A 23,060-nucleotide genomic window follows, 5' to 3' on the forward strand; every position below is an offset into this window, starting at 1 on the left:
TGCTCTCCTTGGGTCGTTTGTAAGCCCCCTATCCAACTCCCCTGCTTGATCTTCGTCAACTGCGGCGCGCAGGTTTGCGGTGTTATGCTACGCGCCCATTTGCGCCGCCCCCTGCCTGCGGGGCGCCCGCGTAGTTATGCCCGATTCAAGGTGAAGCCATGACGACCCGCACCGACGCCGTAAAGGCCTATCTGCTCGACCTGCAAGACCGCATCTGCGCCGCGCTGGAAACCGAGGACGGCGGCACGCGCTTCGTCGAAGACGCCTGGACCCGGCCTGCCGGTGGTGGCGGTCGTACCCGTGTGATCGAGAACGGTGCGGTGATCGAAAAGGGCGGCGTCAACTTTTCCCATGTGTTCGGCAGCGGTCTGCCGCCGTCGGCCAGCGCCCATCGTCCGGAATTGGCCGGTCGTGGCTTTGAAGCCCTCGGCGTGTCGCTGGTGATTCACCCGCACAACCCGCATGTGCCGACTTCCCACGCCAACGTGCGCTTTTTCATCGCCGAGAAGGAAGGTGAAGAGCCGGTCTGGTGGTTCGGCGGCGGCTTCGACCTGACCCCGTATTACGGCAACGAAGAAGACTGCATCCACTGGCACCGCGTCGCCGAACAGGCCTGCGCGCCGTTCGGGCCGGACGTCTATCCGCGTTACAAGGCCTGGTGCGACACCTATTTCCACATCAAGCATCGCCATGAACCGCGTGGCATCGGCGGCCTGTTTTTCGACGACCTGAACGAGTGGGATTTCGACACCAGTTTCGCCTTCATGCGCGCCATCGGTGATGCCTACATCGACGCTTACCTGCCGATCGTGCAGCGCCGCAAGCACGACGCGTTCAACGCACAGCAGCGTGAATTCCAGGAATTCCGCCGTGGCCGCTACGTCGAGTTCAACTTGGTCTACGACCGAGGCACCCTGTTCGGCCTGCAATCGGGCGGGCGTACCGAGTCGATCCTCATGTCGTTGCCGCCGCAAGTGCGCTGGGCCTATGACTTCAAGGCCGAACCCGGCAGTGAAGAAGCGCGCCTGACCGACTACTTCCTGCAAGACCGCGACTGGCTGGCCGAGGCCTGAGGACTGCTGATGGATCGTTACGTCGTTTTCGGTAACCCGATCGGCCACAGCAAGTCGCCGATGATTCACAAACTGTTCGCCGAGCAGACCGGTCAGCGCCTCGACTACAGCACCCTGCTGGCGCCGCTCGACAACTTCAGCGCCTGCGCCATGGCGTTCTTCCAGGACGGTCGCGGCGCCAACGTTACTGTGCCGTTCAAGGAAGAAGCCTTTCGCCTGGCCAATAGCCTGACCGCCCGTGCGCAACGGGCGGGTGCGGTGAACACCCTGAGTAAACTGGCTGACGGTTCGCTGCTCGGCGACAACACCGACGGCGCCGGTCTGGTGCGCGACCTGACGGTGAATGCCGGTTTCAGCCTGACCGGCAAACGCATCCTGCTGCTCGGCGCTGGCGGCGCGGTGCGTGGCGCGCTGGAGCCGTTGCTGGCGGAGAAGCCGGCATCGGTGATCATCGCCAATCGTACGGTGGACAAAGCCGAGCTGCTGGCCGAGCTGTTCTGTGATCTGGGGCCGGTGTCGGCCAGTGGTTTCGACTGGTTGCAGGAGCCGGTGGACGTGATCATCAACGCCACTTCCGCCAGCCTCACCGGCGACGTGCCGCCGATTGCCGCGAGCCTGATCGAGCCGGGCCAGACCCTGTGCTACGACATGATGTACGGCAAAGAGCCGACTGCGTTCTGCCGTTGGGCCAGCGAGCATGGCGCGGCAGTGTCGATGGATGGTCTGGGAATGCTGGCTGAACAGGCGGCCGAGGCGTTTTTCCTGTGGCGCGGGGTGCGCCCGGATACGGCGCCGGTACTGGCCGAACTACGCCGCCAGTTGGCCCTTTAAAAGCTTCGCGAGCAAGCCCGCTCCCACATTGGAATGCGATCAAATGTGGGAGCGGGCTTGCTCGCGAATGGCCGCACCGCCGATCCTGGATCAATCCTCAAACCGGATCGGACACTTTTCGGGCCCTTCGAGCTTCCGCAACTCCTCGACCACCTGCGGCCGCGCCCGGCGCAGGGTCAGGCTGCGATCCTGACGCAGCAGGCGCCGCGCCTCCTGATGCAGCATCTCCACCCCCGAATAATCGATGAAGTTGATCTGCTGCGCCTCGATCACCACCCGCGTACCGTGCAGCCGTTGCAGGCGCACTTGCAGGTAATGGCTGGCGCCGAAGAAGATCGAGCCGCCGACTCGCAGTACGTCCTCCTCACCCTCGCGCGAATGCTGCACTCGCGGTTGCGAGGTGCGCTTGAGGTAGAAGAACAGCGACGCCAGCACCCCGGCATAGATCGCGGTCTGCAGTTCCAGTAGCAGCGTGGCGAGGCAGGTCAGCGCCATGACCACGAACTCGGCACGGCTGACCCGCAGCAACGAACGAATCCCGCGATGATCCACCAGGCCCCAGGCGATCAGTAGAATGCTCCCGGCCATCGCCGGAATCGGAATGTGTGAAATCAGCCCGGCGCCGAAAATCGCGAACAGCGCGACCCATATCGCCGAAAACACCCCGGCCAGCGGCGAACAGGCACCCGCCTCGTAACTCAGGCCTGAGCGGGTGAACGAACCGGCGGAGAGCGATCCGGAAAAGAACGCCCCGACAATATTCGACAAGCCCTGTGCGCGGACTTCCTGGTTGGCATCAAGCAACTGCTGCGAACGTGCAGCAATCGAACGGGCAATCGACAGGCTGGTGACCAGACCGAGCATGCCTACCGCCACCGCGCTCGGCAGCAAGCGCAGCACCAGATCGAGATCCAGCGGCAGCGCACTGAACGGTGGCAGGCGTCCGACAAAGGCGCTGACCAGATGCACGTGGCCGAACATCGCCGGCCATAACCACACCACTGCGCTGCCCAGCACCAGGGTTATCAACAGGGTCGGCCAGCGCGGCAGCAGTTGTCTGAGGACAAAACCGACCAGCACCGTGGCCACACCCAACACCAGTGATGGTTTATCCACAGCCCGCAGGTGTTGCAGCAGGTCCATCAGACTGGCCAGCGCCGTGGCTTTCGCCGGCAGGTCCAGCCCCAGCAGATTGGGCAACTGGCCGATGGCAATCACCACCGCCGCGCCGAGGGTGAAGCCGAGCACCACCGAGTGCGAGACGAAATTCACCAAAGCGCCGAAGCGCAGCAACCCCAGCAGCCACTGAAAAATCCCCGCAAGGAAGGTCAGCAGCAGGATCAGCGTGATGTAGTCCTGTGACGCCGGCACAGCCAAGGGGCTGACGCTGGCATACAGCACAATCGAAATCGCCGCCGTTGGGCCGCAGATCAGGTGCCACGACGAACCCCACAGACAGGCAATCAGCACCGGGATGATCGCCGCATAGAGGCCGTATTCCGGCGGCAGGCCGGCGATCAGCGCGTAGGCGATCGACTGCGGCAACGCGAGAATCGCACCGCTCAGGCCAACGACCAGATCCCGGCCGACGCTGGCGCGGGTTTGCCGGGGCAGCCAGGTCAGGAAGGGAAAGAGTGAATGGCGACTTGGCAGGGCCATGGGTCCTCGCGGGCGGGTTTTGTTCAAGGTTATCAGGGTGCCAGGGTAAAGGCCCTCACCCTAACCCTCTCCCGGAGGGAGAGGGGACTGATCGAGGTGAAAGAGGGAAGTACGCCGACCTGAGATATCCAGTCGAACTCAGGTTCTGAACAACATAAAGATCGGCTCCCTTCCCCCTCGCCCCCTCTCGGGGAGAGGGCTGGGGTGAGGGGGCAAAAATCTCAAGCCGAGCAAAATTCAAAGCCATCCCACGGTCAAAGCTTTGCCTTTACAGCCGCCAAAGCATCCTTGCCATCCACGGTCTTCACCCCCTCCAGCCACTTGTCCAGCACCGCCGGATTGGCCTTGATCCATGCCTTCACCGCATCGGCATTGCTGACTTTCTTGTTCACCACCTCAGCCATGATGCTGTTCTCCATGTCCTGGGTGAACGCCAGGTTGGTCAGCAACTTGCCCACATTCGGACAGGCCTCGGCGTAGCCTTTGCGCGTCAGGGTGTAGACGCTGCCGGTGTCGCCGAAATACTTCTCGCCGCCCTTGAGGTAATGCATCTTCAGCTGCACGTTCATCGGGTGCGGGGTCCAGCCGAGGAAGGTGACGAATTTCTGCTTCTTCACTGCCCGCGACACTTCGGCGAGCATCGCCTGTTCGCTGGATTCGATGAGCTTCCACTGGCCGAGGTCGAAGTCGTTCTTCTTGATGATTTCCTGCAGCGAGATGTTCGCTGGCGCACCGGAACCGATGCCGTAGATTTTCTTGTCGAACTTGTCGGCGTATTTGTTCAGGTCGGCAAAGTCATGCACGCCGGCGTCCCACACATAATCCGGGACGGCCAGGGTGAATTCGGTGCCGTCGAGGTTCTTCGCCAGTTGCGTGACATCACCGGTGGCGACGAACTTGTCGTAGAAGCCCTGCTGCGCCGGCATCCAGTTGCCGAGGAACACATCCACCTGACCGTCCTTCAAACCGCCGAAGGTGATCGGCACCGCGAGGGTGTCGACCTTGGCCTTGTAGCCCATGCCGTCCAGCAGAAACCCGGTGATGGCGTTGGTCGCGGCGATGTCGCTCCAGCCCGGGTCGGCCATTTTCACCGTTTCGCAGCTTTGCTCGGCGAATGCCGAGGCACTGCCCAGAGCCAGCAGGCCAAATGTCAGTGCTGTGGATAACTTGCGCATGGACTTCCCCTTACATTATTGGTTTTGGCAGGGTTGTGGATAACGGGCCTTGCGTTCCAGATCGTCGAGGTCGATGTGGTTGCGCATGTACTGCTGACTGGCGTCCACCAGCGGCTGGTGATCCCAGCTCTTCAGCTTGCCGATGGTCAGGGCATCGGCGACAAAACGCCGGCGGCGCTGGCTGGCGAGCACCTCGCGGTGAATCGCCGGGATGTCCCACTTGGCCCGCGCTTCGGCGAGAAAATCGTCGAACAGCTGGCGATGTTGCGGCGACTGGCTGAGTTCTTCGAGTTCACGCGGATCGTTGTGCACATCGAAGAGTAGGCACGGGTCGCTCTCACTGTAGATAAATTTGTAAGCGCCGCGACGGATCATCATCAGCGGGCTGACCGTGCCCTCTGCCATGTACTCGCCGAACACTTCGTCGTGCCCGCCCTGCCCTTGCAGGTGCGTCAGCAGCGAGCGGCCGTCCAGCGGCAAGTTCGGCTCCAGGCTGCCGCCGGCCAGTTCAACGAAGGTCGGCAACAGGTCGGCGGTGGACACTGCCGCGCTAACCCGGCCAGCAGCGAACTGCCCCGGCGCACTGATCAACAGCGGCACCCGCGCGGCCATCTCGAACCAGTGCATTTTGTACCAGAGGCCCTTCTCTCCCAGCATGTCACCGTGGTCGCCGGAGAACACGATGATGGTGTCATCGATCAGCCCGGTATCTTCGAGGGTTTGCAGAAGTTTGCCGACGTTGTCGTCGATGTAGCTGCACGCGCCGAAGTAGGCACGCCGAGCATCGCGAATCTTATCCACAGGCAGCGGCTTGTCCCACAGGTCATAGACCTTGAGCAGGCGCTGCGAGTGTGGATCGAGGGAATGTTGATCCGGGGTGCTCGGCAACGGGATGTCACCGTCGTCGTACAAATCCCAGAACGCCTTGGGAATCGTGTACGGGTCGTGTGGGTGAGTCATCGAAACGGTCAGGCAGAACGGCTGATCGCCGTCCTCGCGAATGTGATCGAACAGGTATTGCCGGGCCTTGAACACCACCTCTTCATCGAAGTCGAGCTGGTTGGTGCGCACGCACGGCCCGGCCTGCAGCACCGACGACATGTTGTGATACCAGCTCGGGCGCACGTCCGGCTCGTCCCAGTTCACCGCCCAGCCGTAGTCGGCCGGGTAGATGTCGCTGGTCAGGCGCTCTTCATAACCGTGCAACTGATCCGGGCCGCAGAAATGCATCTTGCCCGACAGCGCGGTGCGGTAACCGAGGCGACGCAGGTAGTGGGCGTAGGTCGGAATATCGGCAGGGAAATCGGCGGCGTTGTCGTAGGCGCCGATCTTGCTCGGTAACTGGCCGCTGACCAGAGTGAAACGCGACGGCGCGCACAGCGGACTGTTGCAGTAAGCGGCATCGAACACCACGCCCTGAGCGGCGAGGCGCGAAAGATTCGGCAGTTTGATTGGCGACGGGCCGTAGATTGGCAACATTGGCGCGGCCATTTGATCGGCCATGATGAAAAGAATGTTCTTGCGCTTCATGTGATCGCGGCATTCCATAGTGAATATTTATGCGACATTGCTGCGATCGAGCATGGAGTCCATGCCCCGTCCGGTAAAGCCTGCGCCGGACAATGACTAGGATAAGCACAGCTTATGTATGACGCCCTCGGTAATCTGTCCCTCGATCTGTTGCGCGCCTTCGAAGCAGCGGCGCGTCATCACAGTTTTACTGCGGCGGCGGTTGAGCTGGGCACCACGCAGCCAGCGATCAGCCAGCAGATCAAGCGTCTGGAAGAACAGCTGGGAGTACGACTGTTTGACCGGATCTATCGCGGTATTGAACTGACCGAGGGCGGCGCGATCCTGTTCGAGCAGGTTCAGCTCGGTTTACAGAATATCGACGCAGGATTGAGCGCGATCAGTACGCAGCAGCAACATGAGGTATTGCAAGTCGCCACCGATTTCGCCTTTGCCGCTTACTGGCTGATGCCACGCCTGCACCGCTTCCACGAAGCAAATCCGAACGTCGATGTCAGCCTGGTCACCAGCGAGCGCAACCACAACATGCTGCGCACCGACATCGATGTCGCGATCCTGTTCGGCGACGGGCGTTTCAAACAGGGCGAAAGCCATTGGCTGTTCAGCGAGGAAGTATTTCCGGTGTGCAGTCCGCAATTGCTCAAGGAGCGTGCCCTGCCCTTGCCTGCCCAGGCGTTGCTGGAGTTGCCGCTGCTGCACCTGCGCGGTGAAAACAGCAGCAACTGGTTTGACTGGAGCGGGCTGTTTCGCGAACTGGGCATCAGTACCCCGCCAGCACCGGGCCAATTGCGTTTCGACAATTACACCTTGTTGATTCAAGCGGCGATTGGCGGTCAGGGTGTGGCCATCGGCTGGCGCCACCTTGTGGATAACTTGCTGAGCCAAGGCTTGCTGTGTCGGCCGATCGCCGAGACCACGTTGTCGCGCCTCGGTTATTACGTGGTGCTGCCGCAACGCAAACGCCGGGGCGCGTTGATTCAGCAGTTTGTCGACTGGTTAATGGCCGAGCAGGCCAGCAGCGCCGAATCGCTCGCCGGGGTAGCGTTACCGTCGATTGCGGTTTGAAGGCTCAGCCAGTTGCGGCGACAAAATTCACATGCTGCCCCACATGCAGATTCAACCGCAGCTCATCGGCAATCCCCACCGCGACCCGGTTCAGTCGTTCCAGTGGCTCCGCCAGCCCCGGCTCCAGATTGCCGCCCACCTGACTGAAATGCTCAATGGTCAGCCCCGCCACCCCGTGCGGCGCATTCACCAGTGTCCACTGCAGCGGGCTGCTTTGCAGGGCCTCGCGGATTTCTTCGGCGGCGTGGCGTTGCAGTGCGTCGTCCAGATCTGGCTCGTCGAGCACGGCAAAATTACCCACCAGAAACAGCCGTGGCACGTTGGCCATTTGCAAACCGTCGACCAACGCATCGACCGCCAAAACCTGTTCCACCGGGCCGAGCACCACGGACCTTTCCACATGGTCGCTGCTGAACGGCAGACCCGGTGCGTCCAACAAGCAGATCACTGCCGAGCTGCCCGCTACGCTCTGCTTGACCCGCTCGGCATCGAACAGATCGCCGCTTTTGGTGCGCAGGCCCGGACGTGGTGCGAGTACGTTCAAATCGTCGAGAATCGCGACGACTTCGTGCTGCCGTCGCAGCAATTCAGCCATCAACGCACCGCCCAGGCTGGCCATGGCACCATAGAGCACCACTTTCACCGTCGGGGTTTCGGCATTTTTCATGGCTGATTCCTTTTTGTTGTCCCTCGTATGACGTGTGACACGCAGCCTGCGCCGAGGGTTCGAACCGATTCAGAGGCTTTCAGATGCACGCAATCAATGGCTATCACGCCCACGTCTATTTCGACGCTGACTCAATTGATCAGGCGCGCGCTTTGTGTGAACAGGCGGCGCAGTTGTTTCCTCTGAAGATGGGGCGCGTCCATGAGCGCCCGGTCGGCCCGCATCCAGACTGGAGCTGCCAGTTGGCTTTCGGCCCGGAGCTGATCGGTGAGGTGTTGCCGTGGCTGGCGCTCAATCGCAAGGGGCTGGTGGTGTTTTTGCACCCCGACACTGGCGATGATTTGCTCGATCACACCGAGCACGCGATTTGGATGGGCGCGATGCGGCCGCTGGATCTGTCTATTTTTTGATCAAAGGGTTTCTTCGGGCTCGCCCGGCAGATGCTCGTCCAGATGCAGCCAGGGCAATTGGCTGTCCGTCCAGATATGCCGCGAGGCTGGTGCCAACTCCGGGTGATCCAGTGAGGCGATGGTCACGTCGATGCTTTCGAGGCTGAGCTGCGTCACCAGCGCCAGTTGCGCGCCGCAATGCGGACAGAAGTATCGCGCGCAACTGCCCGACGAGTCATAGCGCGATGGCGTGCCGCTCAGCCACTGGAAGCTGGCCGCCGCCACGGTAATCCACGTGGTGACAATCCCACCGCTGACCTTGCGGCAGATCGAGCAGTGGCAGTGGGCAATGTCCTGCAATGGCCCGCTGAACTGATAGCGAATCTGTCCGCAGTGGCAGCCACCGCTGTGCACTTCTTCCATGTCCCTGCCCTCCCGTCCCCGAAATGATTGACTCTAGCCGCATCCGACAGCCGGTTGGCCATTCGCCTGAAGCTTTCGTCAGCGAAAGGTAGCTGAAAGGTTGCCCGATTAGGATCGCCGCCACTACCGGCAACAGACCGGTTGGCCAACGCGTGTGATCGCTCGCATGTCAGGCCCAATTAACAACAACAATGGTGATTCTGATGTCCTCTGTAGCCCGCCTTCTCGCTGAAACTCCGCCCGTACGTCTCGTGCTTCCCGTTCTGCGCTGATCCCTTCCGATCCGCTCACTCAATTAGCCGCGCTACGCCTGGAGTAATCCCATGCTGACTTTCCTTGGCTTCGCCATGGTCATCACGTTCATGTTCCTGATCATGACCAAGCGCCTGTCTGCGCTGATCGCCCTGATCATCATCCCGATCCTGTTCGCCCTGTTCGGTGGTTTCGCGCCGAAGATCGGCCCGATGATGCTCGAAGGTATTACCAAGCTTGCGCCGACCGGCGTGATGCTGATGTTCGCCATTCTGTACTTCGCCCTGATGATCGACTCCGGCCTGTTCGACCCGGCCGTGCGCAAGATCCTCAAACTGGTCAAGGGCGACCCGTTGAAAGTTTCGGTCGGTACCGCCGTGCTGGCGCTCGTCGTTTCCCTCGATGGTGACGGCGCGACCACTTACATGATCTGCGTGGCCGCCATGCTGCCGCTGTACAGCCGCATCGGCATGAGCCCGCGGATCATGGCCGGTCTGATCATCCTCGCCGGTGGCGTGATGAACATGACCCCGTGGGGCGGCCCGACCGCGCGTGCCGCCAGTGCGCTGCATGTCGACCCGTCGGACATCTTCGTACCAATGATCCCGGCGATGGCTGCCGGTGTGGTGGCGATCCTGATCATTGCCTACTTCTACGGCAAACGTGAGCGTGCGCGTCTGGGCGAGCTGCACCTGATCGGCGACGAGATTGATCACAGTGAAATCAGCGTCTCGCAGTTCCCCGATGCCCGCCGTCCGAAGCTGATCTGGTTCAACGGCCTGCTGACCCTGGCGCTGATGTGCACCCTGATCGCCGGCCTGCTGCCGCTGCCGGTGCTGTTCATGGTGGCGTTCAGTATCGCGATGATCGTCAACTACCCATGCCTGCAAATGCAGAAGGACCGCGTTGCGGCCCATGCCGGCAGCGTGCTGTCGGTGGTCAGTCTGATTTTCGCTGCGGGTATCTTCACCGGTATCCTGTCCGGAACCGGCATGGTCGACGCCATGTCGAAAAGTCTGCTGGCAGTGATTCCGGACTTCCTCGGCCCGTACCTGGCGGTGATCACGGCGCTGGTGAGCATGCCGTTCACGTTCTTCATGTCGAACGACGCGTTCTACTACGGCGTGTTGCCGGTGCTCTCCGAAGCGGCCAGCCATTACGGCATCACCGCAGTGGAAATGGCCCGTGCCTCGATCGTCGGTCAGCCCGTCCACTTGCTCAGCCCGCTGGTACCGTCGACGTACCTGCTGGTGGCGCTGGCCGGTATCGAATTCGGTGATCACCAGCGTTTCACCCTGAAGTGGGCAGTGCTGGTCTGCCTGTGCATACTGGTGGCCGCCTTGCTGCTGGGGACGTTCCCGCTGTTCAGCACGTTGTAACGGCATTCACTCACCATGACGCCAGCTGCTTGCTGGCGTCATGGTTTAACACTCGCTCAAAGGAATACACATGGATTGGCTGACCAACCCCGAAATCTGGGTTGCCTTCTTTACCCTGACCGCCCTGGAAATCGTTCTGGGCATCGATAACATCATCATGATTTCGATCCTGGTCAGCCGCATGCCCAAGCACATGCAGCAGCGCACGCGGATTTTCGGCCTGGGCCTGGCGATGATCACGCGGATCTTGTTGCTGCTGTCGATCACCTGGGTCATGCGCCTCACCGCCGACCTGTTCGTGGTGTTCGGCCAGGGCATTTCCGGTCGCGACCTGATCCTGTTCTTCGGTGGCCTGTTCCTGCTGTGGAAGAGCTCGCAGGAGATGTACCACGCGCTGGAAGGCGAAGACGAAACAGGCGACGAGCCTTCGGGCAAGGGCGGCAACTTCCTTTACACGATCATTCAGATCGCGATCATCGACATCGTGTTCTCGCTGGACTCGGTAATCACTGCCGTCGGCATGGTCTCCCATGTGCCGGTGATGGTCGCGGCAATCGTCGTCGCCGTGCTGGTGATGATGGCGGCCTCGGGCAAGATCAGCGAGTTCATCGACAAGCACCCGTCGCTGAAGATGTTGGCGCTGTCGTTCCTGCTGGTGGTCGGTACCGTACTGATCGCCGAGTCGTTCGACGTGCATGTGCCGAAAGGCTACGTCTACTTCGCCATGGCGTTCTCGCTGGCGGTGGAAGCGATCAACATCAAACTGCGCGGCGCGATGGCCCGGAAGAAACAGCAGCAGGATCCGGTGAAACTGCGCAAGGATGTTCCGGGGCAATAACCCGGTAGTCCTGAATCACGCAACACCCCTGTGGGAGCGAGCCTGCTCGCGAAGACGGAGTGTCAGTCGACAACAATGTTGGCTGATCCACCGCTTTCGCGAGCAGGCTCGCTCCCACAGTTGTTCAGGGGTACTGAAGAATCCGGGGCAGCCGTAATACCTGTAGGAGTGAGCCTGCTCGCGATAGCGGTCCGTCAGTCAGCAACGATGTTGAAGCTGGTCGCCCTATCGCGAGCAGGCTCACTCCTACAGGGGACCGCGGTGATTTCAGATGAGGTGGATGAACCTGTTTTCATGACACTTTTGTTTCAATCCGCACTTTAGCTGTGCAATGCTGGCGCCCAGTCCGTTAGCCAACTACAGCTTAAGTATCAAAAACGTAGAAACCGCGCGGTACCGTCAACTTGCCCCTTTGGGGCGCTGCAACTACAGGGGGTCTGCATGCTCACCCTGCTCAATTTGCTGTCTGCCGTGGCCCTGCTGATCTGGGGCACGCACATCGTCCGAACCGGCATCCTGCGGGTGTACGGCACCAATCTGCGCCATGTGATCGGCCAGAACATGTCCAAACGCTGGCTCGCGTTCGTCGCCGGCATCGTCGTGACTGCGATGGTGCAGAGCAGCAACGCCACGGCCATGCTCGTCACCTCCTTCGTTGGTCAGGGCTTGATGGCGCTGACCCCGGCGCTGGCGACCATGCTTGGCGCCGACGTCGGTACCGCGCTGATGGCGCGGGTGCTGACCTTTGACCTGTCGTGGCTGTCGCCGCTGCTGATTTTCCTCGGGGTGATTTTCTTTCTGTCGCGCAAACAGACGCGGCTCGGGCAGATGGGCCGGGTCAGCATCGGTCTGGGGCTGATCATTCTCGCGCTGCAACTGATCGTGGAGGCCGCCGCACCGATTACCCACGCCCAAGGGGTGAAGGTGATCTTTGCTTCGCTGACCGGCGACATCCTCCTCGACGCCCTGGTTGGTGCGTTGTTCGCGATGATTTCCTATTCCAGCCTCGCCGCCGTGCTCCTGACCGCGACGCTGGCCGGCGCCAGCGTGATCAGCCTGCCGGTGGCGATCGGTCTGGTGATCGGCGCCAACATCGGCAGCGGCGTGCTGGCGTTCATGAGCACCAGCATGCAGAACGCGGCCGGGCGGCAAGTGGCGCTGGGCAGCCTGCTGTACAAGTTGATCGGCCTGCTGCTGATCATCCCGGTGCTCGATCCGCTGGTGCACTGGATGGACGGCCTGGATTTCAGCCCGCAGGAAATGGTCATCGGCTTCCACTTGCTCTACAACACCGCGCGCTGCCTGATCCTGCTGCCCAGTGTTTCGCCGATGGCACGCCTGTGTGCCTGGCTGCTGCCGGAGCGCCCGGAGGTCAACGGCACCGCCAAGCCGCGGCATCTCGATGCGACGGCGCTGGTCACCCCGAGCCTGGCGCTGGCCAACGCGGCCCGCGAGACCCTGCGCATGGGCGACCTGATCGACAACATGCTCGACGCGATGCTCGATGTGCTGCGCGGCAAGCAGACCGCCATTACCCAGGAAATGCGCCGACTGACCGATGACGTCGAAGCGCTGTACAGCGCGATCAAGCTGTATCTGGCGCAAATGCCCCGCGAGGATCTCGGCGAACAGGACAGTCGGCGCTGGGCAGAGACCATCGAATTGGCGATCAACCTGAAACTGGCCAGCGACCTGATCGAACGCATGCTGCGCAAGGTGCAGCAGCAGAAGACCTCCCAGCGTCGGTCGTTTTCCGAAGAGGGCCTGGAGGATCTGGCCGGGCTGCATCAGCAACTGATCGCCAACCTGCGCCTGGGCCTGTCAGTGTTCCTCAGCGGCGACAAGGAAAGCGCCCGTCAGCTGTTGCGCGAGAAACGTCGCTTTCGCGCACAGGAACGGCGTCTGGCCCATGCCCATGTCAGCCGTTTGCAACGTAAGATCGTGCAGAGTCTGGAAACCAGTTCGCTGCATCTGGAGCTGATTGCGGATATGAAGCGCTTGAATTCGCTGTTTTGCAGCAGTGCTTATGTGGTGCTGGAAACGGCCGATACCGGGGCGCTGGAAGCGGATGATATTGCCGACATTACGCATTCGCCTTGAACGTCTGGGGCTGGGGTCAGTCAGTAACATTGATTCAGCCTTAAGACCTTCGCGAGCAAGCTCGCTCCCACATTTGAAATGCATTCCCCTGTGGGAGCGAGCTTGCTCGCGAATGCCGGCCTGAATAGCGACACGGATCTCCAAATCAGCCGTATGGAAGCCTGTTATGCGTTGCCTGTTGTTCGCCTGTCTGTTGCTCGGTTCCCTGCCCGCCTTCGCCGTTGATCGCTTTCAGGTCGAAGGCTACGCGCTGCCCAACGGTTTGCAGCTGTTGCTCAAACCCGGCACCGAGCGCGGGCATGTGGCGATTCGTCTGGTGGTGGGCGTCGGTCTCGACGATTTCGACTGCGATGAAAAAGAGCTGCCGCACCTGCTTGAGCACCTGCTGTTCAGCGGCGTCGATGCCACCGGTGAAGGCGGTCTCGAGGAGCGCATGCAGGCGCTGGGCGGTGAGTGGAACGCGTTCACCAGCAACGCCGACACCACGTTCGTCATCGAAGCCCCGGCAAAGAATCAGCGCAAGGTCCTCGACCTGTTGCTCGACCTTTTGACCCAGACCCGCATCGACGACAACGCGATCAACGCTGCCAAACGTGTGGTCGAGCGCGAGGACGGCGGCCATTACACGCGCCTGCAACGCTTTCTCGACCGCCAGGATCTGGGCCACACCGCGAGCAATCAACTGGCGGTGGAATTGGGCCTGAAATGCCCGCAGCGGGCCGAGGTCGGTCACCTGACCCAGAAGCAACTGGAGAAGGTGCGCAAGACCTGGTACGCGCCGAACAACATGACCCTGATCGTCGTCGGTGAACTCGACAAACTGCTGCCGGCCTATCTGGAACGCACCTGGGGCGCGCTTGAAGCGGTGGACCCGGCGGAGCACCGTGAGCTGCCGGACATCCGCACCAGCGCCGCCCATGAACGCAACCTCACCCGCGGCTTCATCGGCGACAGCGCCAAGTTGCACTGGCTGGTGCCGGAGCCGATGCTCGACGATCAGTACGACGAGACCTTCGACATCCTCAAGGACTACCTCGACTGGGCGCTGTACCGGCAGATTCGCCTGAATCACGGCCTGTCCTACGGGCCGTGGGCCGAGCGTGAAGTGTTTGGCGGGGTCGGCTTCATGAGCCTCAACGCTGACGTGGATCGCGATGACCTCGCCGAAGCCCAACAGGTGCTGGAAGACCTCAAGGCCGACCTGCTGAAAAACGGCCTCGACCCGGACACCTTCGCCCGGATCAAACAAGCCGCCATCGCCCATCAGGCCTGGGCGGTACAGGGCAACAGTGCCATGGCGGATTACTACTGGAGCGCGCTGGGCGATTACGAGGACGGGCGCTTTGCCAACCCTGCCCGCGAGCTGCAAGGCGTGACCCTGGAAACGGCAAACAAGGCCATGCGCGAGTTGCTGCTGCAGCCGGGGTATCTGCGGATCGAGAAACCGTTGCTCAGTGATGATCAGGTGTTGTGGCTGGTGGCGGGTGGATTGGGCGTCGTGCTGCTCATCCTGGTGGGTTGGCGCTTGCACCGCCGTAAGCCAGCCGAACACTGAACCTGTGGGAGCGGGCTTGCTCGCGAATGCGGTGTGTCATTCAGCAATGATGTCGACTGACACGGCCCCTTCGCGAGCGAGCCCGCTCCCACAGGGATCTGTGCTGATTTTACTGACCGGGAGCCTCGCCACGTCGCCCGGCGGACGGTACTCTGTCGAGGTTTTTTCCTACTCAGTCGTGAACCGCCAACATGCAGAAAATCCCCCTCCTGATCCAGCGCATTCTCGAGCTGATGAAGCGCTATCCCGGGGTGATTGCGCTTGGCGGTTTCATCTCCGGGGTCGGCAGTTTCATTCTGGTCGATCGCCAGCAGGGACTGGCGAGCTGGATCACCATCATCATGCTGCTGAGCTGGATCTGGCTGATGCTGGAAAACACCCTGACCGGCCTGTTCACGCGCATCTTCAAGCGGGAGATCCCCCAGCCGCTGCTGCGTTACGCGACGCAGATGATTCATCAGGAAAGCCTGTTTTTCGTCCTGCCGTTCTTCTTCATCACCACCACCTGGAACAGCGGCCAACTGATCTTCACCGGCCTGCTGTGCATCGCCGCGCTGATCTCGATTGTCGATCCGCTCTATTACAAATGGCTGGCGCCACGGCGCTGGGCTTTTCTCGCGTTGCACACCCTGACCCTGTTCGCCGCCCTGCTCACCGCGCTGCCGGTGATCATGCACCTGACCACCGCGCAAAGTTTCAAATGGGCACTGGGCACGGCGGTGGTGTTGTCATTCCCGAGCCTGGCGTCGATCTTCCCGATCCGCACGGTGCGCAACGCGCTGGCCATTCTGTGCATTACCGTCGGCATAGGCGCGGTCGGCTGGACCCTGCGCTCGTGGGTGCCGCCGGCGACGCTGTGGATGACCGACGTGGCGATCAGCACTCAGTTGCAGGATCGCACCCCGGGCGACAGCCTCGAACAGGTCAGCGCCGAGCAGATCCGCAACGGCGGTCTCTACGCCTACACCGCAATCAACGCGCCGCGCGGGCTGGATGAGCGGATCTACCACGTGTGGCAGTTCGACGGCAAAGAGGTCGACCGCATCGCTCTCGATATCCACGGCGGGCGCAAGGAAGGTTACCGGGCGTGGACGCACAAGCAGAACTTCCCCGGCAACCCGGCGGGCAAGTGGCAGGTGCGGGTGCTGACTGAAGACGGTCAGGTGATCGGCGTACTGCGTTTCGAAGTGACCGACAGCACAGCGATCAAAGAAAAGTAATCCGGTTCGTGCTATTACGTTAGTTCGCTTAATAGCCGGACAAGCACGGAGCTTATGATCAGCAGCTCAATGAGCGGTAATGCCCAACTGGACACGTCAATCAGCCCTGCCCGCCTGCGGGTTTCCGGGGACTGGACGCTTGCCCATTACGCCGACCTCAAGCACCTGACCGAAAAACTGACCGGCCAGTACGACGCCAATACCGTGGTCGACCTCAACAGCCTCGGTGCGCTCGACACTGCGGGCGCTTCGTTGCTGGTTGAACTGCTCGGTTCCGAGCGTCTGGGCAAATCCGCCGAACACCCCGACTGCACGATTTCCCAGGCTGACCGCGCGCTGCTGCAGACTGTGTATCGCTCGCTGACTGATTTCTGTGTGCCGGTCAAAGAGCCGGAAGTCAGTGTCAGCGTGCAACTGCTGACCCGCATCGGGCGCGCGGTGGAAACGGTCTGGCAGGACACCCTGCAAGTGCTGGGTTTCATTGGCCTGATCCTCGAAACCATCGCCCGCAACCTGTTGCGCCCCAAGCGCTGGCGCATCACCCCCGTTGTCGCCCACATCGAACAGACCGGTCTCGACGCCGCGCCGATCGTGGCGCTGCTGACTTTTCTGGTCGGCGCGGTGGTGGCATTTCTCGGCGCCACGGTGCTGGCCAGTTTCGGCGCGACGATCTTTACCGTGGACCTGGTGGGCTTCTCTTTCCTGCGTGAGTTCGGCGTGTTGCTCACGGCGATCCTGATGGCCGGGCGCACCGCCAGCGCGTTCACCGCGCAGATCGGTTCGATGAAGGCCAACGAGGAGATCGACGCGATCCGCACCCTCGGCCTCGACCCGATGGAGCTGCTGGTGGTGCCGCGCGTGCTGGCGATGCTGGTGGCGCTGCCGATGCTGACATTTCTGGCGATGCTCTGCGGGATCATCGGCGGTGGCGTGGTGTGCGCGGTGTCGCTGGGGATTTCGCCGGCGATGTTTCTCTCGCTGCTGCAGAGCGACATCGGTATTCAGCACTTTCTGGTCGGCCTGGTGAAAGCGCCGATCTTTGCCTTCCTGATCGCCACGATCGGTTGCCTGGAAGGCTTCAAGGTCAGCGGCAGCGCCGAATCGGTCGGTGCGCACACCACGTCAGCCGTGGTGCAGTCGATTTTCGTGGTGATCGTGCTCGATGCGGTGGCTGCGCTGTTTTTCATGGAGATGGGCTGGTGAGTCGTCTACCCCGCGCGCCCTCGGAGGCGGTGATCGAAGTCCGTGGCCTGTGCAATCGCTTTGGCAGCCAGAGCGTGCACGAGAATCTCGATCTGGATTTGTACAAAGGTGAAATCCTCGCCGTGGTCGGCGGCTCCGGCAGCGGTAAATCGGTGCTGTTGCGCAGCATTGTTGGCCTGCGCCGGCCCAGCGAAGGCAACGTGAAGGTGTTCGGGCAAAACCTGCCGAGCCTGTCCGAGCATGAGCGTTCGCTGGTCGAGCGGCGCTTTGGTGTGTTGTTCCAGAAAGGCGCGCTGTTCTCCTCGCTGACGGTGACCGAAAACGTCGCCCTGCCGCTGATCGAACATGCCGGCCTGAGCCGCAACGACGCCGAGCATCTGGCGGCGGTTAAACTGGCGCTGGCCGGGCTGCCGCTGTCGGCGGCGGACAAATACCCGGCTTCGCTGTCCGGCGGGATGATCAAGCGCGCTGCGCTGGCGCGGGCCCTTGCGCTGGATCCGGACATCCTGTTTCTCGACGAACCCACCGCTGGCCTCGATCCGATTGGCGCAGCGGCGTTCGATCAACTGATCCTGACCCTGCGCGATGCGTTGGGCCTGAGCGTGTTTCTGGTGACCCACGACCTCGACACGCTCTACACCATCACCGACCGCGTGGCGGTGCTGGCGCAGAAGAAAGTGCTGGTGGCCGGCCCGATCGACGTGGTCTCGGAAACCGACGACGCGTGGATTCACGAATACTTCCACGGCCCGCGTGGCCGCTCGGCGCTGGACGCCGCCAAATTGCTCAACGAGGTCTGACATGGAAACCCGAGCCCATCATGTGTTGATCGGCCTGTTCTCAGTGATTGTCGTGGCAGGCGCCCTGCTCTTCGGCCTGTGGCTGGCCAAGTCCAGCGTCGACAGCGAGTTCAAGGATTATGAAGTGGTCTTCAACGAGGCGGTCAGCGGCCTGTCCAAGGGCAGCCCCGTGCAGTACAGCGGGATCAAGGTCGGTGACGTGGTCAACCTGCGTCTCGACCCGAAAGACCCACGTCGGGTGCTGGCGCGGATTCGTCTGGGCGGTGACACCCCGGTCAAGGAAGACACCCAGGCCAAATTGGCTTTGGCCGGGATCACCGGGACTTCGATCATCCAGCTCAGCGGCGGCACTCCAGAAAGTCCGAAGCTGCGTGGGCATGACGGCGAGCTGCCGACCATCGTCGCGGCACCCTCGCCTATTTCCCGGCTGCTCAACGACAGCAACGATTTGATGAGTGGCATCACCGCGCTGCTGAGCAACGCCAACCAGATGTTCTCCCCGGAGAACGTCGAGCGCGTCAGCAACACTCTGGCGCATCTGGAGCAGACCACCGGTTCGATCAACGATCAGCGCGGCGACCTGCGTCAGGCCATGCAGCAACTGGCGAGCGTCGGCAAGCAGGCCGGCAGCATGCTCGAGCAAACTTCGGCGCTGATGCGCAACGCCAACGGCCTGCTCAACGATCAGGGCAAGCAGGCGCTGGGCAGTGCCGAGCAGGCGATGAAGTCGTTGGAGCAAAGCAGCGCCACCATCAATGGCCTGCTGAGCAAGAATCAGAACTCCCTCGACAACGGAATGCAGGGCCTCAATGGCCTGGCGCCGGCGATCCGCGAACTGCGCGAAACCCTGACTTCGCTGCGTGGCATTTCGCAACGGCTTGAGGCCAACCCCAGCGGCTACCTGCTGGGCAGTGACAAGAACAAGGAATTCACCCCATGAAGCTGATTCACTTTGCTCTCCTCGCCAGCCTCGCTTTGACCAGTGCCTGCTCGATCCTGCCCAAGGCCGAACCTTCGGACGTCTATCGCCTGCCTGCCGCGCAAGCGCCTGCCTCGGCCAGCTCAGTGGCGACCCAGCATTGGTCGCTGCGCCTGAACAAGTTGCAGGCCAGCGAAGCGCTGAACCGGCCGAACATCGCGGTGATCCCACAGGGCGACGTGATCAGCAGCTACAAGGCCTCGCGCTGGAGCGATCCGGCGCCGGTGCTGGTGCGTAATCGGCTGCTGGATGGTTTTGCCCGGGATGGTCGGGTGACGCTGCTCAGCACCGATGACAGCAACTTCGCTGCGGATCTGGAACTGGGCGGCAGCTTGCAGGCGTTTCAGACTGAGTATCAGGGCAATCAGGCCAGCGTCGTGGTGCGGGTCGATGCGTTGCTGGTGCGCGGCTATGACCAGAAGATCCTCGCCAGTCGCCGCTTCGAAGAGCGTCAGCCGTTGAATGATGTACAGGTGCCGGCGGTGGTCGCGGGGTTTGGACTGGCCAGTGATCGGCTGACGGCCAAGGTTGTCGCGTGGGCTGTTCAGCAAGGCCAGCAATTCACCCAACAACCCAGACCTTAAACCTTATACATAACCCCTGTGGGAGCGGGCTTGCTCGCGAAGGCGGTGTGTCAGTCAATATATAGGTCGACTGACCCGCCGCTTTCGCGAGCAAGCCCGCTCCCACAATGGGGATTCGTGGTTAACCGAAGAACCAGTAGCAGACGCCGATGGCGCCGAGTACGCCGGCCAATTCAGCCAGCAGCGCGCATCCAACGGCGTGCCTTGCGCGCTGAATCCCCACCGCACCGAAATACACTGCCAGCACATAGAACGTGGTCTCGGTACTGCCCTGAATCGTCGCCGCCACCAGTGACGGGAAGCTGTCGACGCCGGAGGTCTTCATGGTCTCGATCAGCATCGCCCGTGCGGCGCTGCCGGAAAACGGTTTGACCATCGCCGTCGGCAACGCATCGACAAAACGCGTATCCCACCCGGCCCACTGCACCAGATGCCGAATGCCATCCAGACCAAAGTCCAGCGCGCCCGAGGCACGCAGCACGCCAATCGCGCAGAGCATCGCCACCAGATACGGCAGCAGGTTCTTGGCGACGTCGAAGCCCTCCTTCGCGCCCTCGACGAACGCTTCGTAAACCTTGACCTTGCGTAACGCGCCGATCACCAGGAACAGCATGATCAGGCCGAACAGCGTCAGGTTGCCAAGGATCGACGACAGCCCGGCCAGCGCCGTGGCCGACATCGTCGCCAGCAGCGCCATGAAGCCGCCGAGGATCAGTGCGCCGGGAATCAGATAGGCCAGCACCACCGGGTCCCAGATGCGCAAGCGCTGCATGAACGCCACCGAAAGGAAGCCAACGATGGTCGAACAACTGGTCGCCAACAGGATCGGCAGAAACACCAGAGTCGGGTCTGGTGCGCCTTGCTGGGCGCGGTACATGAAGATTGTCACCGGCAACAGGGTCAGCGACGAGGCGTTGAGCACCAGGAACAGGATCTGCGCGTTGCTGGCGATGGTCGCGCTGGGGTTGAGCTCCTGCAGCGCCTTCATGGCCTTGAGGCCGATCGGCGTGGCGGCGTTGTCCAGACCCAGACCATTGGCGGCGAAGTTCAGGGTAATCAGACCGAGTGCCGGATGACCGGCCGGGACTTCCGGCATCAGCCGCAGGAACAGCGGCCCGAGCACCTTGGCCAGCCACTCGACGATTCCGGCCTTTTCAGCGATGCGCAGAAAGCCCAGCCACAGGGTCAGCGTGCCGAACAGCAGCATCATGACCTCGACCGAGAGTTTGGCCATGGCGAAAATGCTTTCCACCATCGCCGCGAAAATCCCGGCGTTGCCACCGACCAGCCACTGCACCAGCGCAGATATTGCTGCCACGACGAAGAAGCCAAGCCACAGGCCATTAAGCATCAGTCAAATCCCCCGGAAGATGCGGCGAATGATAGCGGGGTCGCCAGAAACGACAAACCCCGGATTGCTCCGGGGTTTGTTGGTAAGGCTTGCATCAGTCACTGTGGGAGCGAGCTTGCTCGCGAAGGCGGTGTGTCAATCAACATAATTGTTGGATGTGCCGGCCTCTTCGCGAGCAAGCTCGCTCCCACAGGGGTTTGCATTACGGCTTGGAAATTTCGCCAGCCGGCAGTTTTTCCTTGCTGCGCCAGTGCGGCAGGGAGTTCCAGTAGCGCTCGCCCTTGGCGTCGTCGTACATGCCTTCCCAGCGCGCGATAACCAGCACTGCCAGGGCGTTGCCGATCACGTTCAGTGCGGTACGCGCCATGTCCATGATGCGGTCGACACCGGCGATGAACGCCAGGCCTTCCAGCGGGATACCGACGCTGCCCAGCGTCGCCAGCAGCACCACGAAGGACACGCCCGGTACGCCGGCGATGCCTTTGGAGGTGACCATCAGGGTCAGCACCAGCAGCAATTGCTGGCTGATCGACAGATCGATGCCGTACAGCTGGGCAATGAAGATCGCGGCGATCGACTGGTACAGGGTCGAACCGTCGAGGTTGAACGAATAGCCGGTCGGTACCACGAAGCTGCAGATGGCTTTCGGTGCGCCGTAGGCTTCCATCTTCTCGATGACGCGTGGCAGCACGGTTTCCGAGGAGGCGGTGGAGTAAGCCAGAACCAGCTCATCCTTGAAGATGCGCATCAGCTTGATCACCGAGAAGCCGAACAGCTTGGCGATCAGGCCCAGCACCACGAAGGCGAAGAAGGCGATGGCGACGTAAACCAGGATCACCAGTTTGGCCAGCGGCAGCAGCGAGGCGAAGCCGAAGTTGGCCACGGTCACCGCGATCAGGGCGAACACACCGATCGGCGCGTAGTTCATGATCATGTGAGTGACTTTGAACATGCTTTCCGAGACGCCCTGGAACATCTTCACCAGCGGCTCGCGCAGGTCCGACTGCAGGCTCGACAGACCGAGACCGAACAGCACGGAGAAGAAGATGATCGGCAGCATTTCGCCGCGGGCCATGGCCGCGAAGATGTTCGACGGAATCAGGTTGAGGATGGTCTCGATGAACGCGTGCTCATGCTGCACTTCGGCGGCGGTCGCCTGGTACTTGGAGATATCCACCGTGCCCAGGGTGCTCATGTCGATGCCGGCGCCCGGGTGGAACAGGTTGGCCAGTAGCAGGCCGACGATGATCGCGATGGTGGTGACGATTTCGAAGTAGATGATGGTCTTCAGACCGATACGCCCGAGTTTCTTGGCGTCGCCCACGCCGGCGATGCCGACGATCAGGGAGGAGATGACGATCGGGATCACGATCATCTTGATCAGACGGATAAAGATATCGCCTGCCGGTTGCAGGACGTTGCTGATCCACCAGGCTTTTTCGGCACTGAAGTGGTTAAGCAACGCACCAATTGCAATCCCTAAAACCAGACCGATGAGGATCTGCCAGGCGAGGCTGAGTTTTGCCTTCTTCATTATCTTTACCCTTACTTGCGTTTGACTCAGGCACATGCAGGAACTGGAACGCTCTGTCAGCGGAAAAGTCTGTGCATCTGCCTCCGTATAAGGTGCCCCGAAGCGCGTATTTACGGCTCTTCGGCAGGCGAAAAAAGGCGCAACTATTCCGATGCAAGGTTGCGCCGTCTAATGCCGTAAACGCCTACCCTATGCCGAATCGGCATGAGCTTTTTTAATTGAAACTGGCGTCCCAACCGGTTCGATTACGACATTTCAGCCGGCATAAGTGCCGTGAACCGGCCATTGCAGCGTAGATTGGTTATTTTTTAAACGAGAAATTTCGACGGAAATCTTAAGAAAAAGCCTACGTTTGCAGACTAGATGTCCCACTGTTTAAAGGGACTCTTTCTCGATATACGGTCGCCAGGAAACACCGCGTAATGTTTTCGCGCGCAGTGTGAGGCATAAAAA

The 23,060-nt window shown here is 61.4% G+C and carries 20 protein-coding genes; 13 read left to right on the top strand and 7 right to left on the bottom strand.

Going from position 1 to position 23,060, the window contains the following annotated elements:
• The first annotated feature begins 158 nt into the window (after window positions 1-158).
• Together hemF and aroE are read left to right on the top strand one after the other, a co-directional pair.
• Window positions 159-1,073, top strand: a complete 915-nt coding sequence (gene hemF / locus E3Z29_RS02650) for an oxygen-dependent coproporphyrinogen oxidase (RefSeq protein WP_134785075.1) — start codon at window positions 159-161, stop codon at window positions 1,071-1,073.
• A 9-nt stretch (window positions 1,074-1,082) separates the two neighbouring features.
• Window positions 1,083-1,904 (top strand): shikimate dehydrogenase, encoded by an 822-nt coding sequence (gene aroE / locus E3Z29_RS02655; protein WP_134785076.1) that lies wholly within the window; start codon window positions 1,083-1,085, stop codon window positions 1,902-1,904.
• Between the two features lie 90 nt (window positions 1,905-1,994).
• Here aroE and E3Z29_RS02660 read toward each other — a convergent pair whose 3' ends face one another.
• The 3 genes from E3Z29_RS02660 to betC all read right to left on the bottom strand — a co-directional run bounded on the left by E3Z29_RS02660 (window position 1,995) and on the right by betC (window position 6,268).
• Complete coding sequence (locus E3Z29_RS02660) at window positions 1,995-3,563, bottom strand: SulP family inorganic anion transporter (RefSeq protein ID WP_134785077.1); 1,569 nt, start codon at window positions 3,561-3,563, stop codon at window positions 1,995-1,997.
• 254 nt (window positions 3,564-3,817) lie between these two features.
• On the bottom strand, window positions 3,818-4,738 hold the full coding sequence (gene choX, locus E3Z29_RS02665) for a choline ABC transporter substrate-binding protein (protein ID WP_098966441.1): 921 nt from the start codon (window positions 4,736-4,738) through the stop codon (window positions 3,818-3,820).
• A 15-nt stretch (window positions 4,739-4,753) separates the two neighbouring features.
• Window positions 4,754-6,268 (bottom strand): choline-sulfatase, encoded by a 1,515-nt coding sequence (gene betC / locus E3Z29_RS02670; protein ID WP_134785078.1) that lies wholly within the window; start codon window positions 6,266-6,268, stop codon window positions 4,754-4,756.
• A gap of 114 nt (window positions 6,269-6,382) precedes the next feature.
• Here betC and E3Z29_RS02675 point away from each other — a divergent pair, with 114 nt between their 5' ends.
• Window positions 6,383-7,333, top strand: coding sequence for a LysR family transcriptional regulator (locus E3Z29_RS02675; protein ID WP_134785079.1), 951 nt, complete (start codon window positions 6,383-6,385; stop codon window positions 7,331-7,333).
• 4 nt (window positions 7,334-7,337) lie between these two features.
• Here E3Z29_RS02675 and E3Z29_RS02680 read toward each other — a convergent pair whose 3' ends face one another.
• Complete coding sequence (locus E3Z29_RS02680; RefSeq protein WP_134785080.1) at window positions 7,338-8,000, bottom strand: NAD(P)-dependent oxidoreductase; 663 nt, start codon at window positions 7,998-8,000, stop codon at window positions 7,338-7,340.
• Window positions 8,001-8,083: 83 nt separating this feature from the next.
• Here E3Z29_RS02680 and E3Z29_RS02685 point away from each other — a divergent pair, with 83 nt between their 5' ends.
• Complete coding sequence (locus E3Z29_RS02685; protein ID WP_098966448.1) at window positions 8,084-8,410, top strand: DOPA 4,5-dioxygenase family protein; 327 nt, start codon at window positions 8,084-8,086, stop codon at window positions 8,408-8,410.
• Here E3Z29_RS02685 and E3Z29_RS02690 read toward each other — a convergent pair whose 3' ends face one another.
• On the bottom strand, window positions 8,411-8,812 hold the full coding sequence (locus E3Z29_RS02690) for a GFA family protein (protein ID WP_134785081.1): 402 nt from the start codon (window positions 8,810-8,812) through the stop codon (window positions 8,411-8,413).
• Between the two features lie 323 nt (window positions 8,813-9,135).
• On the opposite strand from E3Z29_RS02690, the gene E3Z29_RS02695 reads away from it, so the two are divergent.
• The 9 genes from E3Z29_RS02695 to E3Z29_RS02745 all read left to right on the top strand — a co-directional run bounded on the left by E3Z29_RS02695 (window position 9,136) and on the right by E3Z29_RS02745 (window position 19,722).
• Window positions 9,136-10,443, top strand: a complete 1,308-nt coding sequence (locus E3Z29_RS02695; protein WP_007954069.1) for a CitMHS family transporter — start codon at window positions 9,136-9,138, stop codon at window positions 10,441-10,443.
• A gap of 70 nt (window positions 10,444-10,513) precedes the next feature.
• Window positions 10,514-11,281 carry a TerC family protein gene (locus E3Z29_RS02700; RefSeq protein WP_003220266.1) on the top strand — a complete coding sequence of 256 codons (768 nt, stop codon included), beginning with the start codon at window positions 10,514-10,516 and terminating at the stop codon, window positions 11,279-11,281.
• 441 nt (window positions 11,282-11,722) lie between these two features.
• The gene (locus E3Z29_RS02710; RefSeq protein ID WP_096797619.1) at window positions 11,723-13,381 is read left to right on the top strand and encodes a Na/Pi cotransporter family protein; all 1,659 of its coding nucleotides are present in this window, start codon (window positions 11,723-11,725) and stop codon (window positions 13,379-13,381) included.
• Window positions 13,382-13,547: 166 nt separating this feature from the next.
• Window positions 13,548-14,936, top strand: a complete 1,389-nt coding sequence (locus E3Z29_RS02715; RefSeq protein WP_134785082.1) for a pitrilysin family protein — start codon at window positions 13,548-13,550, stop codon at window positions 14,934-14,936.
• Window positions 14,937-15,127: 191 nt separating this feature from the next.
• The gene (locus tag E3Z29_RS02725; protein ID WP_098966454.1) at window positions 15,128-16,156 is read left to right on the top strand and encodes a DUF5924 family protein; all 1,029 of its coding nucleotides are present in this window, start codon (window positions 15,128-15,130) and stop codon (window positions 16,154-16,156) included.
• Window positions 16,157-16,210: 54 nt separating this feature from the next.
• Window positions 16,211-17,359 carry an ABC transporter permease gene (locus E3Z29_RS02730; RefSeq protein WP_098966456.1) on the top strand — a complete coding sequence of 383 codons (1,149 nt, stop codon included), beginning with the start codon at window positions 16,211-16,213 and terminating at the stop codon, window positions 17,357-17,359.
• Complete coding sequence (locus tag E3Z29_RS02735; RefSeq protein ID WP_007962720.1) at window positions 17,356-18,159, top strand: ABC transporter ATP-binding protein; 804 nt, start codon at window positions 17,356-17,358, stop codon at window positions 18,157-18,159. The genes E3Z29_RS02730 and E3Z29_RS02735 overlap by 4 nt, the downstream gene beginning before the upstream one ends.
• A 1-nt stretch (window position 18,160) precedes the next feature.
• Entirely contained in the window at window positions 18,161-19,099 is a 939-nt protein-coding gene (locus E3Z29_RS02740) for an MlaD family protein (RefSeq protein ID WP_027610252.1), read from the top strand.
• The gene (locus tag E3Z29_RS02745) at window positions 19,096-19,722 is read left to right on the top strand and encodes an ABC-type transport auxiliary lipoprotein family protein (RefSeq protein ID WP_134785083.1); all 627 of its coding nucleotides are present in this window, start codon (window positions 19,096-19,098) and stop codon (window positions 19,720-19,722) included. Before E3Z29_RS02740 ends, E3Z29_RS02745 begins: the two co-directional genes overlap by 4 nt.
• A 121-nt stretch (window positions 19,723-19,843) precedes the next feature.
• Here E3Z29_RS02745 and E3Z29_RS02755 read toward each other — a convergent pair whose 3' ends face one another.
• A complete protein-coding gene (locus tag E3Z29_RS02755) occupies window positions 19,844-21,073 on the bottom strand; it encodes a nucleoside recognition domain-containing protein (protein ID WP_134785084.1) in 1,230 nt (409 codons plus the stop codon).
• 202 nt (window positions 21,074-21,275) lie between these two features.
• Window positions 21,276-22,607, bottom strand: a complete 1,332-nt coding sequence (gene gltP / locus E3Z29_RS02760; RefSeq protein ID WP_103367992.1) for a glutamate/aspartate:proton symporter GltP — start codon at window positions 22,605-22,607, stop codon at window positions 21,276-21,278.
• Window positions 22,608-23,060: the final 453 nt, after the last annotated feature.

It is taken from the genome of Pseudomonas sp. S150, from assembly GCF_004526365.1.
Lineage (GTDB): Bacteria > Pseudomonadota > Gammaproteobacteria > Pseudomonadales > Pseudomonadaceae > Aquipseudomonas > Aquipseudomonas putida_A.

What these genes read in the sequence shown, in the direction of transcription:
- E3Z29_RS02675 (WP_134785079.1), top strand. Translation starts at nt 6,383, where the DNA reads ATGTATGACGCCCTCGGTAATCTGTCCCTCGATCTGTTGCGCGCCTTC.
- E3Z29_RS02755 (WP_134785084.1), bottom strand. Translation starts at nt 21,073, where the DNA reads ATGCTTAATGGCCTGTGGCTTGGCTTCTTCGTCGTGGCAGCAATATCT.
- E3Z29_RS02745 (WP_134785083.1), top strand. Translation starts at nt 19,096, where the DNA reads ATGAAGCTGATTCACTTTGCTCTCCTCGCCAGCCTCGCTTTGACCAGT.
- gltP (WP_103367992.1), bottom strand. Translation starts at nt 22,607, where the DNA reads ATGAAGAAGGCAAAACTCAGCCTCGCCTGGCAGATCCTCATCGGTCTG.
- E3Z29_RS02695 (WP_007954069.1), top strand. Translation starts at nt 9,136, where the DNA reads ATGCTGACTTTCCTTGGCTTCGCCATGGTCATCACGTTCATGTTCCTG.
- hemF (WP_134785075.1), top strand. Translation starts at nt 159, where the DNA reads ATGACGACCCGCACCGACGCCGTAAAGGCCTATCTGCTCGACCTGCAA.
- choX (WP_098966441.1), bottom strand. Translation starts at nt 4,738, where the DNA reads ATGCGCAAGTTATCCACAGCACTGACATTTGGCCTGCTGGCTCTGGGC.
- E3Z29_RS02740 (WP_027610252.1), top strand. Translation starts at nt 18,161, where the DNA reads ATGGAAACCCGAGCCCATCATGTGTTGATCGGCCTGTTCTCAGTGATT.
- betC (WP_134785078.1), bottom strand. Translation starts at nt 6,268, where the DNA reads ATGAAGCGCAAGAACATTCTTTTCATCATGGCCGATCAAATGGCCGCG.
- E3Z29_RS02685 (WP_098966448.1), top strand. Translation starts at nt 8,084, where the DNA reads ATGCACGCAATCAATGGCTATCACGCCCACGTCTATTTCGACGCTGAC.
- E3Z29_RS02660 (WP_134785077.1), bottom strand. Translation starts at nt 3,563, where the DNA reads ATGGCCCTGCCAAGTCGCCATTCACTCTTTCCCTTCCTGACCTGGCTG.
- E3Z29_RS02680 (WP_134785080.1), bottom strand. Translation starts at nt 8,000, where the DNA reads ATGAAAAATGCCGAAACCCCGACGGTGAAAGTGGTGCTCTATGGTGCC.
- E3Z29_RS02700 (WP_003220266.1), top strand. Translation starts at nt 10,514, where the DNA reads ATGGATTGGCTGACCAACCCCGAAATCTGGGTTGCCTTCTTTACCCTG.
- aroE (WP_134785076.1), top strand. Translation starts at nt 1,083, where the DNA reads ATGGATCGTTACGTCGTTTTCGGTAACCCGATCGGCCACAGCAAGTCG.
- E3Z29_RS02690 (WP_134785081.1), bottom strand. Translation starts at nt 8,812, where the DNA reads ATGGAAGAAGTGCACAGCGGTGGCTGCCACTGCGGACAGATTCGCTAT.
- E3Z29_RS02730 (WP_098966456.1), top strand. Translation starts at nt 16,211, where the DNA reads ATGATCAGCAGCTCAATGAGCGGTAATGCCCAACTGGACACGTCAATC.
- E3Z29_RS02715 (WP_134785082.1), top strand. Translation starts at nt 13,548, where the DNA reads ATGCGTTGCCTGTTGTTCGCCTGTCTGTTGCTCGGTTCCCTGCCCGCC.
- E3Z29_RS02725 (WP_098966454.1), top strand. Translation starts at nt 15,128, where the DNA reads ATGCAGAAAATCCCCCTCCTGATCCAGCGCATTCTCGAGCTGATGAAG.
- E3Z29_RS02710 (WP_096797619.1), top strand. Translation starts at nt 11,723, where the DNA reads ATGCTCACCCTGCTCAATTTGCTGTCTGCCGTGGCCCTGCTGATCTGG.